At 32.3% G+C, this 15785-nt stretch carries 7 protein-coding genes and 1 tRNA gene; 7 read left to right on the forward strand and 1 reads right to left on the reverse strand.

Features of this window, described 5'->3' with window-relative positions; genetic code table 11:
* Positions 1–18: 18 nt before the first annotated feature.
* Both G507_RS17385 and G507_RS0110560 read left to right on the forward strand, forming a co-directional pair.
* Positions 19–1152, forward strand: coding sequence for a SusE domain-containing protein (locus G507_RS17385; protein ID WP_051191620.1), 1134 nt, complete (start codon positions 19–21; stop codon positions 1150–1152).
* Between the two features lie 64 nt (positions 1153–1216).
* Positions 1217–4090 (forward strand): alpha-amylase family glycosyl hydrolase, encoded by a 2874-nt coding sequence (locus G507_RS0110560; RefSeq protein WP_026717444.1) that lies wholly within the window; start codon positions 1217–1219, stop codon positions 4088–4090.
* A gap of 112 nt (positions 4091–4202) precedes the next feature.
* On the opposite strand, the gene G507_RS0110565 is transcribed toward G507_RS0110560, so the two are convergent.
* Positions 4203–4287 (reverse strand) — tRNA-Leu (locus tag G507_RS0110565).
* A gap of 125 nt (positions 4288–4412) precedes the next feature.
* Between G507_RS0110565 and G507_RS0110570 the strand changes: the two genes are divergently transcribed.
* The 5 genes from G507_RS0110570 to G507_RS0110590 all read left to right on the forward strand — a co-directional run bounded on the left by G507_RS0110570 (position 4413) and on the right by G507_RS0110590 (position 15716).
* The gene (locus G507_RS0110570) at positions 4413–5801 is read left to right on the forward strand and encodes a dipeptidase (RefSeq protein ID WP_026717445.1); all 1389 of its coding nucleotides are present in this window, start codon (positions 4413–4415) and stop codon (positions 5799–5801) included.
* Positions 5802–6293: 492 nt separating this feature from the next.
* Entirely contained in the window at positions 6294–12110 is a 5817-nt protein-coding gene (locus tag G507_RS0110575) for an Ig-like domain-containing protein (protein ID WP_026717446.1), read from the forward strand.
* A 355-nt stretch (positions 12111–12465) separates the two neighbouring features.
* On the forward strand, positions 12466–12837 hold the full coding sequence (locus tag G507_RS0110580; RefSeq protein WP_026717447.1) for a BlaI/MecI/CopY family transcriptional regulator: 372 nt from the start codon (positions 12466–12468) through the stop codon (positions 12835–12837).
* Positions 12834–14411, forward strand: a complete 1578-nt coding sequence (locus G507_RS16850; protein WP_051191621.1) for a M56 family metallopeptidase — start codon at positions 12834–12836, stop codon at positions 14409–14411. Before G507_RS0110580 ends, G507_RS16850 begins: the two co-directional genes overlap by 4 nt.
* Positions 14412–14615: 204 nt before the next feature.
* The gene (locus G507_RS0110590; RefSeq protein WP_026717448.1) at positions 14616–15716 is read left to right on the forward strand and encodes a DUF4407 domain-containing protein; all 1101 of its coding nucleotides are present in this window, start codon (positions 14616–14618) and stop codon (positions 15714–15716) included.
* Positions 15717–15785 lie beyond the last annotated feature (69 nt).

Consider the following 15785-nt stretch of genomic DNA (forward strand, 5'->3'; position numbering starts at 1 on the left):
TTTAAAAAATATATAAAAATGAAAAATATAACAAAAACAATTTTTGCTTTATTAGCAGTATTAACAATTGCTTGTAACACAGATGACGTACAAGACAGACCAATAATTGAGGGTGTTGACGCACCTCAAATTACAGCACCAGAAAGTGGCGCAATATATGTTTTATCACCAGGAAATGAAAGCTTACAAGCGGATAGATTTGTTTGGACTAAAGCAAATTATAATGGAGATGTAGTTATAAACTACACATTAGAAATTGATAATTCGGGTGGCGATTTTTCTGCTCCACAAACTTTAGGAGGTACAGTTGGTGATCTACAGTTATCAGTTGATGAAGGTACATTAAACCTAGCTTGTTTAAATTTGGGTGCAACTCCATTTGTTGCCAACAATTTTGATGTACGTATTGTTTCTGATGCAAATGGCTTTTCACCAATGGCTTCAAATGTAATTTCTATTACAGTTACTCCATCTGGTTGTTTAGGTCAGTATGCTGTAGGTGCTGGAATACCTTCTGCTGGATGGGGATGGAATTCTCCTTTAACTCTTAATTGTAACAATAATGTTCTAACAGCTAAAACTGATTTAATTAATGATGCATTTAGATTTTTTACAACTGAAGGAGATTGGAATTCAGGAAGAAATTTCCCTTACTATCAAGGATTAGGATATATATTTTCATCTGTACTTATTGATGCGGGAGATGGAGATAATAATTTCACATTCACAGGAACTCCTGGTTCTTATCGATTAAAAATTGACGAAAATAAAAAAACAATAACTGTTGCTAGAAGTACAGTAAGTTCAGGTTTCGAACCAACATCAACTTGGTTAGTTGGAGCTGCAACTCCAGGAGGCTGGTCTTGGTCTGATGACAGTGAAACGGAATTACCATTAATTTCAGACAATATCTATGAAGTTCCTGTAACACTTACTTCTGGAGAATCTTTCAGAGTCTTTTTAGGAAATGATGGCGGTGATAGTTGGGGACTAGGTGATAGAAATTATCCTTGGTATATCAACGAAGGATATACAATCAGTGCTGAACTTGAAAATGCTTTAGATGGTGATAGTAATTTTAGATACACTGGACCTACTGGCATGAGAATATTAAAAATTGATGCAACAGCAAAAACAATTACCTTAATTTAATTGTTTAAGTTTTAATTCAAATATGGGCTGTTTTTACAGCCCATATTAATATAAATAAATCGCTATGAATAAAAAAATAATCTTATTATTTGTTATTTTTATAACATTTCTATCAAATGCTCAAGTAACCATAACACCTTCTAGCTTTAATGTAACTGATCCTATAACTATTACAGTTAACTTAGCTCAAAGCAGTTGTAATTCAATACCAACTTCTTCGACCAAAGTTTATATGCATGCAGGTATTGGAGACGACACAAATGCTTTCGGATTTACTGTAGTTGGAAACTGGGGACAAGATGACGGAATCGGATTAATGACCAATCAAGGTGGCGGAATTTGGAGCATAACAATTACACCAAGTACTTATTTTAATCTGAATACAACACAACAAATTAATGCTACTAAACTTGGTTTAGTTTTAAGAAATGCTGCAGGAAATCAAGAAATGAAAAAAGCACCTAGTTGTTCTGATTTTATTTTTAACGTGGGAACTTTTCAAGTTAATTTAACTTCTCCAACTAATAATAGTACAAGCATAATTACTTCTGGAGGAAATTTAAATATTACAGCTACCAATACAAGTGGAAATGCTTCCTATAATTTAATAGCTAACGGAATTTCAATCAATACAAACTCTTCAACTTCAAGTTATTCTTTCAATCATACAAATATTACTGAAAACACTAACTATGAATTAGTAGTTACACAAAATTCAACCGTAATAAATAGGAACTTCAATGTAATTGTAAATCCAAATATTACTACACAAGCATTACCTTCAGGTTTAGAAGATGGAATTAACTATAACTCATCAGACGCAACTAAAGCAACTTTAGTATTAGATGCGCCAAATAAAGATTTTGTTTATGTTGCAGGAAGTTTTAACAATTGGCAACCCAATGCATCATATGCTATGAAGAAAGATCCTAATTCTACTAAATTTTGGTTAGAATTAACAGGATTAACTTCAGGTCAAACTGAAACTTATCAATATTGGGTAGTTGATCAAACTCCTATTGCAAATTCACCTTTATTGGTTAAAACTGCTGACCCATACTCTACTCTTGTTTTGTCTCCTTATGATGATCCTTATATTTCAGCTGCTTCATATCCAAATATGCCTACTTACCCAGCTGGACAAGAAAGAGAAGTTACAGTATTAAAAACAGGACAAACACTATATAATTGGCAAGTAACTAATTTTACTAAACCAAATAAAGATAACTTAGTAGTATATGAAGTGTTGATTAGAGATTTTGATGCCAATAGGAATTTTCAAGATTTAATTAATAAAATTGACTATTTCAAAAACCTAAAAGTTAATGCTATTGAATTATTACCTGTGATGGAATTTGAAGGCAATGAAAGTTGGGGCTATAACACTTCTTTTCACATGGCATTGGATAAATTTTATGGAAATGGTGATAAATTAAAAGAATTTGTAGACTTATGCCATCAAAATAACATAGCTGTAATTCTTGATGTTGCATTAAATCATGCTTTTGGAAGAAATCCAATGGTAAGAATGTGGATGAATGATCCTGATGGTGATGGTTGGGGCAGCCCAAGTTTAGAAAGTCCTTATTTTAACCAAGTGGCAACACATAGTTATAGTGTTGGAAATGATTTTAATCACCAACAAGCAAGAACAAAAAACTATGTAAAAAGGGTAGTTAAACAATGGATTCAAGAATATAAAATTGATGGATTTAGATGGGATTTAACAAAAGGGTTTACTCAAAACGCAACAGGAAGTGATTCTCAAACAAATGCATACCAACAAGACAGAGTTGATGTTTTAAAAGATTATGCTGATTATTCTTGGTCACTTGATCCAACTCACATTGTAATTTTCGAACATTTAGGCCAAGATAATGAAGAACAACAATGGGCAAATTATCGTTTAAATGAAGGGAAAGGAATTTTAATGTGGGGTGAATTATTTGAACCTTACAAACAACTAGAACTAGGTTACACTTCGAATGCAAGCATTACAAGAATGGGACATGTTAGTAGAGGCTTTACTGGTAAAAGATTAATTGGATATCCAGAAAGTCATGATAAAGATAGGTTAGTATATGAAGCAATAACTTTTGGAAATAGTAGTGGAACAAGCCCAATTAATGGAAATCTAACAAATTCTATTATGAGAATGTCTGCCATTGGAGCAACAAGCTTATTAATACCTGGTCCAAAGATGATTTGGCATTTTGGAGAATTAGGCATGAATAATTCAATATATACTTGTTCAAATGGAAGTGTAAATACTGAAACGGATTCAACACCAGGTAACTGTAAATTAGATACTAAGCCTCAACCTCAATGGACTAATAATTGGCTAACTGATGCTACACGTAGTGTTGTATATAATAATTGGTCTAAGTTTATAGATTTCAAGAAAAATTTACCCGTTTTTAATGGTGATTACACTATTAGCCCTGACGGAAATAATTTTAAACAAAGAATATATGTTTTCGACAATACAATTGCATCAACAGAATTAAAAAATGTTGTGATTTTAGCTAATTTTTCGGTTGATGCTCTAGATGTGACTCCTAATTTCCCTTACACTGGAACTTGGTACAATTTAATGGACAACTCTCCTTTAACTGTTACAAGTACTTCTGCCGTAATAAATATTCCTTCAGGTGGATTCAGAATATATGGAAACCAACCTGCAATCTTAAAAAATGAAAATTTTAATTTTGACACTAGTTTTATTCTTTATCCAAATCCAGTTAATGAATCATTTGCATTGTCTATAGACACAAAAAGAATAGAAATTTATAACGTGACAGGACAACTAGTAAAATCATTTACTAATAAATTTAGTGATGAATCAGTATCTGTTTCAGATTTACAAAAAGGAATTTATTTAGTTAAAGTAATTGACATCAATAACAATCAAGCCACTAAAAAATTCATAAAACAATAAAATAAATGTCGAGTTAGTTTATTTTAAAATGCAAAACCTTCTAAGAAATTAGAGGGTTTTGTTTTTTTATAAAATTTTTACAAAAAAAAAGCCCAAACTTTCGTTTGAGCTTTGGTGCGGGTAAAAGGACTCGAACCTTCACACCTTGCGGCACCAGATCCTAAGTCTGGCGTGTCTACCAATTTCACCATACCCGCGAATATTGGTTTCTCGTATTATGAGGGTGCAAATATAAAAATAATTCTTATATATAAATTAAGAAATGTAAATTTTTTTACGATCTATTTTTTTGTATTTTTGACATTATCATTAAAACCTCAAAATGAACAACATAAAACAATACGTTCAAGAAAACAAAGAACGCTTTCTAAACGAATTAATCGAACTACTAAAAATTCCATCAGTAAGTGCAGATAGTGCTTATTCTCATGATGTTATAGCAACAGCAGATGTTGTTAAAGCGAGTCTAGAAAAAGCAGGTTGCGACTTTGTAGAGATGTGCGAAACTCCAGGTTATCCAATTGTATACGGTGAAAAAATAATCGACAAATCTTTGCCAACAATTTTAGTTTATGGTCATTATGATGTGCAACCACCAGATCCAATCGAATTATGGACTTCTCCTCCATTTGAACCTGTAATAAAAACTACAGAAACTCATCCTGAAGGAGCCATTTTTGCTCGTGGCGCTTGTGATGACAAAGGTCAAATGTACATGCACGTTAAAGCATTCGAATACATGATTGCCAATGATTGTTTGCCTTGCAATGTAAAATTCATGATTGAAGGTGAAGAAGAAGTGGGTTCAAAAAGTTTAAGTTGGTTTGTAGAACGCAATCAAGAAAAATTAGCCAATGATGTAATCTTAATTTCTGATACAGGTATGATTTCAAACGATCAACCATCAATCACAACTGGTTTACGTGGTTTAAGTTATGTTGAAGTTTGTGTTACTGGTCCAAATCGCGATTTACATTCTGGTTTATATGGAGGAGCAGTTGCAAATCCAATTAATGTCTTAACAAAAATGATTGCTTCACTTCATGATGAAAACAATCACATTACAATTCCAGGTTTCTATGATAAAGTTGAAGAATTGTCATTAGAAGAAAGAGCTGAAATGGCAAAAGCGCCTTTTTCATTAGAAAATTATAAAAAAGCATTAGACATAGATGACGTTTATGGAGAAGCTGGCTATACTACAAACGAAAGAAACTCAATCCGTCCAACTTTAGATGTAAACGGAATTTGGGGTGGCTATACTGGTGAAGGTGCAAAAACAGTTATCGCAAGTAAAGCCTTTGCAAAAATATCTATGCGTTTAGTTCCTAACCAAGATTGGCAAGAAATCACAGAATTATTTAAAAATCATTTTGAAAGCATAGCTCCAAAATCTGTTTCCGTAACCGTAACACCTCATCATGGTGGACAAGGTTATGTTACACCAATTGACAGTATTGGATATAAAGCAGCAAACATGGCTTATACAGAAACGTTTGGAAAACCTGCTATTCCTGTCCGTTCTGGAGGAAGTATTCCAATTGTAGCCTTATTCGAAAAAGAATTAAAATCAAAAACGATATTAATGGGCTTTGGTTTAGATTCAGATGCCATCCATTCACCTAACGAACATTTTGGCGTTTTCAACTACTTAAAAGGTATTGAAACTATTCCATTGTTTTATAAATATTTTGTGGAATTATCTAAATAATCACAATTTTATTATTCTGAAAGTAGTTAAGAAACTTCAAAACATAAAAGCCCTTTATTCATTATTGAGTAAACGGCTTTTTTTTTTGGAGTTCTCTTGTTGTTCAACAACAAAGTAAAATTGACAATAGGTACACAACAAGGCAAGGCCATCCGCACTTACTTTTATTACTCTAACAAACATTAAAGAGTTCAATCAAAAGACACAAACGAAGTTCAATGAACTCGTATGAAAATAAAATTATACGAAGTAATACTTAACGCTACTACTTTTCGATATTTAACAAATACTTGAGTAAAGGTTACAAATTCCAAAAATATAAATCGTATTTTCCTACAAGAAAAAAAAGGTGATTATTTAAAAATAAATAACATTTATTTAAAAAAGTTCGTATTCGTTGATACTGAAGAATCACTAAAATATATTTTTTACTTTGTTAATATGAGAATTATTTAACATTACATTTGCGATATACACTAATTATTACCGAATATGAAAAAAAATTACGATTCCGTTGCCTCTCAATTACCATTGAGTTCAACAATTTCTTTTACAAAAGAAAAAACATCGTACAGCACTAAAAAAAGAATTTATCTTTCTCTTTTTAGTGTTTTTGTAGCATTGTTTTCTTTTGGGCTTACACAAGCGCAAACCACATTATTATCACCAACGGGTGATGGTGGATTTGAAAATGGCACAACACTAGCGGCAAACAACTGGACAGCTGTTAATTCAAGTACAGACAACTGGATTGCTGGCACAACGCCATTAGTAAGTGCAGGAACAAGATGTGCTTTTATCAGTTCGACTCCTAGTGGAACTCAAACATGGACCTACTCGCAGGTCAGCTCTATACAGCATATGTACTATGATGTAACGATTCCTGCTGGTGAAACAATTGTAACTTTAGCTTTTAAATGGAAAGCTGGTGGTGAAGGAACTACAACATCAGATTGGGATAACTTAAAGGTATTTTGGGGCACAACAACTTCATTAGTAGCACCAACTGCCAACGTTTCAGTAAGTTCTGCTTTTCAAGTATCTGGCCCGGGGGCTATTTCAGGTATGTATAAGTTAAATTCAACAGCTTATAATGCTGAAACAATTACGGTTTCAGGTATGCCAGGAAGCACATATAGATTGGTGTTTAGTTGGAAATCGGATATTACAGACATAGCTAATCCTCCAGCTGCATTAGATGAAATTTCTATTACATCACGAGTTGCATTGACTCCTGACGCAGCACCTATAACTTTTTCAGCTACTGCAGTAACACAATCAGGAATGACTGTTAATTGGGTAGACAATTCTACAAATGAAACGGCTTTTAGAGTTTACCGTTCAACGGATAATATTAATTTTGTGCAGATTGGGGCAAATATTGCATCAACAACTACAGCTGGTGTAGGAACTGCTTATTCATCAAATCAAACAGGATTATCTTCAGGTACAACCTATTACTACAGAGTAGTTTCAATTATTGAAGCAGAATCTACTCCCTTAACAGGAACTCAGGCAACATTAACCGCAGCTGCGTATTATTGGACAGGAACTTCAGGTGGAAATTGGGATTTATTTACTAACTGGAATACTTCTGCAGATGGATCAGGTTCTAATCCAACAGCTTGGACAAATTCAGACATACACATAATCGATGGAGAGGGTACTACACCCGGAGGAGCATTATCAATAATTGTAGATAGAGTAAGTTTTACTGTAGGACAAATAAAAATCACAAGCAATACAAATCTTGCTTTAGCTTCAAGCGCAACTGCTACAAGAACAATTACAATTTCTGGTGGCCCAAATGAGGATTTCCTTTTAGAAGCCGGAAGTAGTTTAAATTTAACCTCTGCAACAAATGCAGTAGCTTTTAATTTTACTGGTTCTGTAAATACAGGAACTATTGCTGGAACATATATTGCTGGTGGATCAACTTCAAACACTATAAATACAACAGGTGGAACAGGAACATTGGTAACTGTTACAAGCACTGGTAATGTTAATAATACAATTTTAGGTAGTTCAGGGTGTTTATTAGGTTCTGTGGCAACGCTTAACTTTACTAATGGTAGTAATTACACACACTCAAGTTTTACAACAACTAATGGATTTATACCTTTAGCTACATGGGGAGAATCATCTAATGTATTTATTACAGGAGGTACAACTTCTACTGGACTTACAAATGCAGCTCAAAATTTTGGTAATTTTACCTATAATAGTGCTACAAGTACTGCTACATTTAGTGCTTTTACCACCAGTACAACTGGACTTATCAAAGGAAATTTAACAATTAGTAATACTAATACAGGAACTTTTAGAGCGCTTACTTCGGGTACTTTAAATGTTAATGGTAATATCATTATAACTCAAGGAAGACTTCAATCTGCAAGCAGCACAGGAACGCTTATTGCAAATGGTACAACAACAATTGATACAAACGGTATTTTAGATATACTTGCAGGAACCTTTTCTCAAAGAGGTAACACATTCACTAATAATGGAATCTTAACAGGACCTGCAGGAACATTACAATTTGTAAACTTTACAGGAAGCGCTGCTCAAACTTTAGCAGGATCAGGTACAGTTTTAACAAATATTGCTAGTTTAAGCATGCAAAATACTGCTGGTCTAACAATAACACACGTAAATCCAGTTATTTTAGCTAGAGTAAACTTATTTCAAGGCACTGTAACTAATAGTAATAAAATAACTTTTGGTACTGGTTTAGCTGTAAACTGTGTAACTCAAATTGGTTCTGCTGGATTAACTACTCCTGGTGGAAGCTTTGACTCTTTACCTTTGTTTAACTTAGGAACAGGTACTTATTCGGTAAATTACGCTCAAGAAAGTGTAAGTAGAACCTCAGGTTTTGAAATTCCTTCTACAAGAAGCATTAATAATTTAGTTTTTAATAATACAAATGGATTTACAATTTCAGGTGGCGACGTTACAACAATTTCATCACTAGCATTAACAAATGGAATCGTAACAACGGGTGTAAACAACTTAATATTAGGAAATTCCTCAACTGTTGGAGCTTTAACAGGTGGTTCAGAAACTGCTTATGTAAATGGATCTTTAACTAGGTCGATTGCTACAGCAAATACAAATACTACTTATGTAACATTTCCTATCGGAAAATCTGGTATTTATACACCTATTGCTTTAGCACCTGCAACTACATCTATTGCTTTATTTAAAGCAGAATCATTTGGAAGTAATACAGGTACATCTGACGCATCAATTATTGGACTTTCAACTACAAGAAGATTTGAAGCATTACCAGTATCAGGAACATTTACAGATATTAATGTTCGTTTAGCTGATGCAACAATCACTGCAACTAACATACCGGTACAAGCTCCTGCAGCAGCAGGTGCTTACAATTCAGCATTTGGTAGTGTAGCTACTTTTACTCCTGGAATACCTAACACCATTCAATCTAACACTCCCGTAACTAGTACAAACTATACAGGTTTTTTATCGTTTGCTAATTCTAATGCTTGTAGCGGAACTCCAACACCAGGAAATACAGTACCTTCTTCTAGTACAGTTTGTTTTGGAGAAAGTGTTACTTTAAGTTTACAAAACACAACTAGTGGATCAGGTGTTACTTATCAATGGAAATCTTCTACTGATGGTGTAACATACACTTCAATCTCAGGAGCAACTAACTCAACATTAGTAACTTCTCCTACAACAGCTACATATTATTTGTGTGAAGTTACTTGTTCTGCAGGTTCTGTTACAGGAACTTCTATTGCTGTTCAAATTACTTTTACAAATACTATTACCGCTACAACACCAGCCACAAGATGTGGTACAGGTACTGTAGATTTAGTTGCAACACCAAACACTGGAGCTTCAGTTAATTGGTACACAGCTCAAACAGGTGGGACTTTAGTAGGTTCTGGAAATAACTTTACTACACCAAGTATTTCGGCTACTACTACTTTTTATGCGATCGCTGAAACTGAGTCAACTTTAAATGGTTTAGCAAGAACAGCGCCAGTTACAACTGCAGGTACAACTCCTTCTAATTATGGTTTAGTTTTCGATGCTAATGAAGCTTTTTTAATAAATTCTGTCGATGTATTTTTAAATTCTACAACTAGTGGAAACGTAACAGTAGTTTTGCAAAATATCACCGGAACTACATTGCAAACGACAACTTTAGCAGTTCCAGCAGGAAACGCAACAACTCCTTTACAACATACCTTAAATTTAAATTTCAACGTACCTATTGGTATTGGCTATAGATTAATAGCTACCTCTGGTGTAGGAATGGTTAGGGAATCAGCTTTAGGAGGCTTTCCATATAATTTAGGTCCAGTAGGAAGTATAACTTCTGGTTATATATCTGGAACATCAACCACATATTATTATTTCTACAACTGGAGTGTTAAGACTACATGTTCATCAGAAAGTGTGCCTGTAATTGCCACAGTGACAACTCCACCAACATTAGCGTTAAGTAACTCAACAACTACTATCTGTGAATCGGATTCGTCATCAGCTGTGACATTAACATCAACAGCATCGGATTATGATACTTATGTTTGGTCTCCTAGTGCAGGTGTTTCTGGTAATAGTGCAACAGGTTGGATATTTAATCCTACAGTTAGTACTACTTACACTTTAAATGCATCACAATCAACAGGAAGTTTATGCGTTTCTAGCGCTACTGTTGTAGTAACTGTAAATCCTTTACCTAGTGTTATAACCTTTTCACCTGCATCATCTGCAGTTTGTGTTGATGCAATTCAACCATTAACTGCTACTGGTGGTACTATTGGAATTAATGGATCTACAGCTATTGGAACTGATACTACATTAACAGTAGAAAACAATACAGATCCAACAGCTTTTAACAATAGATACGAACATTATTGGTTACAAATGGTGTTTACACAAGCAGAACTAAATGCTGCTGGTGTTCAAGCTGGAAATATCAATGGTATTAAATTTGACATTAATTCTATTGGCTCAGCTGCTTTTGTTTCAGATTTTAAAGTTAATTTAGGATCTACAGCTTTAAGCACACTAACAGGCTTCACTCCAACAGGTTTAACAGAAGTATTTAGTGCTGCCACTTACAATCAAACAATTGGTTCAAACTCAATAGTATTTAACACCCCTTATTCTTGGGATGGAACTTCAAATATTATTGTAGATGTTAGAAGTACAGGAGCTGATTCTGCAAATAATTCTGCAACCTATTACACAGCAACTACTGATAACAAAACAGTTTCAGCTATTACTTCAACTACATTTGCAAGTTCAGATGCATATGTAGCTTCTAACCCAACTGGAACTTTATCTTTAAAAAGATTAAATACTACTTTTGATTGGACAAGTTCTCTTCCAACAGATGTTACATGGTCTCCAGCAACTAATTTATATACAGATGCTGCTGCAACTGTGGCTTATGTAGCTAATACAAATGCACCAACGGTTTATTTTAAATCTTCTACGGCTGCTGCTGCAACTACATATACAGCTACTGCTACTTCAGCATTCGGTTGTTCTAGGACTGCAACTACAGATGTTACTGTAAATGCTGTAACATCAAATAGTACTACAGTATCAGTTTGTGATTCATATACTTGGGCTGAAAATGGAACAACATATACAGCATCTGGTGTTTATACATCAGTCACTGGTTGTAATACAGAAACTTTAAATTTAACAATTACTACAAGTTCTTCTTTACCAAACGAAGTTGTATCAGCATGTGATACTTATACTTGGGCTGCTAATGGAACGACTTACACAACTGGTGGAACTTATACTTCTACTACAAATTGTGTTACAAGAACATTAAATTTAACAATCAATGCTTCACCAAGTAATGCAACTACGCAATCAGGTGATACATTATCAGCAACTGAAACTGGAGCAACATACCAATGGTTACTTTGTGATGGATCGTTTACTCCAATTAGTGGAGCAACATCTCAATCTTACTTAGTTACAGCTATTGGAAGTTATGCAGTTGATGTAACTAAAAATGGTTGTACAGTTAGAAGTACATGCATAAATGTTACTGCATTAGGTACAGCAACATTTGATTTAGCAAAATTAAATTACTATCCAAACCCTGTTTTAGACCTATTTACAGTTCGCTATTCTCAAAACATTACTTCTATTGAAGTTTATGATTTAAGTGGTAGAAGAGTAAAAGTTAATACTTCAAACAATACCGAAGTTACAATTAACTTATCTGATTTAGCTGCTTCAGTTTATGTTGTAAAAGCATTTACAGAAGACAAATCGACTGAATTTAAAATAGTCAAAAAATAGTCAAATCTAATTTTTAAATTAAAAACCGTTTATTCTTAATTGAGTAAACGGTTTTTTTATTTGGGCGTTACCTTGTTGTTCAACTATATATTTAAAATCAAAATAAGAATACAACAAGGTCAGGCTATACGCACTCGCTTTTATTGTTTTCACAAACAATAAAGAGCTCAAACAATTGCTTCTATCCTTAACGCATAGTTCTTTTCAAATCAAATAAATATTTTTAAAACCAAACCATAAAGGTTTTAAAAACCTTTGAGGTTTATAATAAATTATGTTAAAATTTAGCTCTACACTTGTAGAATTAAAATATTATTCTACATTTGTAGAGTTAATTCTAAAAACATAGAGCAAAATGCAATTATCTACAACAGAAGAACAATTAATGGAACACCTTTGGAAACTAGAAAAAGCTTTCATGAAAGATTTATTAGAAGTTTATCCCGAACCAAAACCAGCCACTACAACAATTGCAACTTTGTTAAAAAGAATGAGTGACAAAAAATTTATAGCTTATAATTTATATGGTAATTCAAGAGAGTATTATCCTTTAGTCAAAAAATCAGATTATTTTTCAAAACATGTAAACGGATTAATTAAAAATTTCTTCAACGATTCGGCTTCTCAATTTGCTTCGTTTTTTACAACAGCAACCAATTTATCAGAAAAAGAATTAGAAGATTTAAAGAAAATAATAGATGTAGAACTTCAAAAAAAGAAAAAATGATAAATTTACTTTTAGAATCAACTGTTAGTTTAATTGCGTTTTTAGCTTTCTATCATTTATTTTTAGAACGTGAAAAAATGCATCAATTCAATCGATTTTACTTATTGTTTTCAATCATAATCTCGATTATTATTCCTTTTATTTCTATCGAAATTATACAAGAAATTGAAACTATAACTTTGCCAACAGGTTTTCCAGTATTTATTGATTCAGGAAAAAATATTCCTATAAAAGAAGCTATTGACTTCACTCCTATTCTATTGTGGAGTTTGTATGTAATTGTCTCATTAGTTTTGTTATTTAGATTTGTGAAAAACATATTTTATTTCAAGAAAACAATTCAGTCAAACGAAAAAGTAGCTTATGAAAATGCGATTTTAGTTTTGTTAGAAGAAAAAATAATTCCACATACATTTCTAAATTATATATTTCTAAACAAAGAATCTTACAACAACAGAACTATTGAAAATGAATTATACGAACACGAATTAACGCATGTAAATCAAAAACATAGTTATGATATTTTAGGAATTGAGCTCTTAAAAATCATCTTTTGGTTTAATCCAGTATTTTATTTCTACAAAAAAGCTATTCAACTGAATCATGAATTTATTGCTGATGAAAAAGTTGTAAAAACACATAAAAACGTTTCATTTTATCAATCTTTATTGTTGAATACAAATGGAAACGCAAGCTATTACTTGGCCAGTAATTTGAATTATTTAATCACTAAAAAACGTCTTATTATGATGACAAAAACCACTTCAAAATTTTCTGGTTTTATTAAAAAAGCAGGAATTATTCCGTTAATGACCTTAATGATCTATTTTCTTTGTACTGATGTAGTTGCACAAGAAAAAATAAAATCAAATCCCGAATTTCCACACAAAGAATTAGATACTTATTATGGTAACACAAGAGTGATTATTAAAGACCATGACGGAAAAATCATTGTTGATAAAAAATACACAGAACTTACAGAAGAACAAAAAATGCGAGTTCCACCACCACCGCCAAAAACCGAAAAATTAAAACTATCAGAAACCCAATTTCAAGAATTCAAAAACCAAACAAAATATGCAATTTGGATTGACGGAAATCACGTAAAAAATTCTGAATTAAATAAATACAAAGCTTCTGATTTTGCTTATTTCATGAATAGTCACGTTTACAAAAATGCAAGAAGTAAAAAATTTCCTCAAGAAAATCAAGCAAACTTATATACTGAAAAAGGATTTATAAAAGCATTTGAAAAGAATGATGAAAAAATAAATGGGACAATTGAGGTTAGTGAAAAAAGAATTAATTTATATCCTAAAACAGAAAAATTAGAAACAGAAAACATTAAAGTCAAAACTGCAACTTCAGAAGAAATAGAAAAAGCCAAAATTATAAAAGTAGATAAATTAAGTGATTTTGATACTAAAGACAAAAAAGAAGGCTATATTTATATGAATAATGGGACTTACTTTTTTTCCAAAAACGATAAAGGTGCAGTAGAATACTTTAACCGTTGGGGAAATCAAGTAAATGAAAAAGGAGAAAAAATAACAGAAATAATTGAGGAAAAATAAATTCATTTTTTTTAACAAACCTAAGAGGTTTTTAAAACCTGTTAGGTTTAAAATTCCGTTAATTCTTTATTGAGTAAACGGAATTTTTGTTTCCATAAAACAAGTTATCAACAATTTACAACATCTCGTAACTTTTGGCGTTAAAATTGTACTAATCATCATCAATCAATCCTACTGAACTTGTTTCAGTAAAAATCAATCACTATGTTAAAACGTTTTTTTATTCTTTGTTCTGGTGTCGATAAAGACATTGTGCAAAATTGTTCCGATGGAGAACAAAACAAATATGCCGGAATTGGAGCCACTGTTTTTTTTACAGCAGTTATGGCTTTCTTGGCTGGTTCGTATGCTCTTTACACCGTTTTTGACGATTATTATGTTGCCGTTTTTTTTGGATTAATTTGGGGTTCACTTATATTTAATTTAGATAGATTTATCGTTTCAACAATCAAGAAACGAGATAATTTTATGGATGAATTCATTCAGGCAACTCCACGAATTATATTAGCTGTGATTATTGCAATTGTAATTTCAAAACCTTTAGAAATCAAAATATTTGAAAAAGAAATCAACACCGTTTTATTGAAAGAAAAAAATGCTATGATGTTAGCCAACAAAAAAGAAGTTGCCAATTATTTTCAAACCGATATAGACAAAAACAAAGCTCAAATTGATAGTTTAAAATCTGACATTACTAAAAAAGAAAAAGAAGTAAACGATTTATACGCAGTTTACATCACAGAAGCAGAAGGAACTTCAGGAACAAAAAAATTAGGAAAAGGTCCTGTTTACAAAGAAAAACGCGATAAACATGATGCTGGTTTACAAGATTTAGCAGCTTTAAAAACAACTAATCAAGCAAAAATTACTGATTTAGAAGCAAAAGCAAAATTACTTCAAATAGATTTGGATAAAAAGATAATAGAAACACAACCAATCATTGATGGCTTTGATGGTTTAATGGCGCGAATCAATGCCTTAGACAAATTGCCTTGGTTACCTTCATTTTTTATAATGTTGTTGTTTTTGGCTATTGAAACTTCTCCTATTATTGCCAAATTATTATCTCCAAGAGGTGAATATGATTACAAGCAAGAAGACAAAGAAATGGGAATCATAAATGTTTTAGCTCAAAACAAATACCAAAGCGAATTGCAAAAGAAAACGGATGCAGAAATTTATGATAAAGTGTATGCAGACATTAAAGACGACAAAGAACTTTATAATTACAAGAAAAAAGGAGCTTTGGAACTTTTAAAATTACAAGCTGATGGTTTTGTAGACAAACAGAAAAAAAGTATGTGATTTCTATAGCTAAAATATAAAACCCGATAACTTTTTAAGTCATCGGGTTTTTGTTTTTAAAATAAAAAT

Source organism: Flavobacterium gelidilacus DSM 15343, from assembly GCF_000422685.1.
Lineage (GTDB): Bacteria > Bacteroidota > Bacteroidia > Flavobacteriales > Flavobacteriaceae > Flavobacterium > Flavobacterium gelidilacus.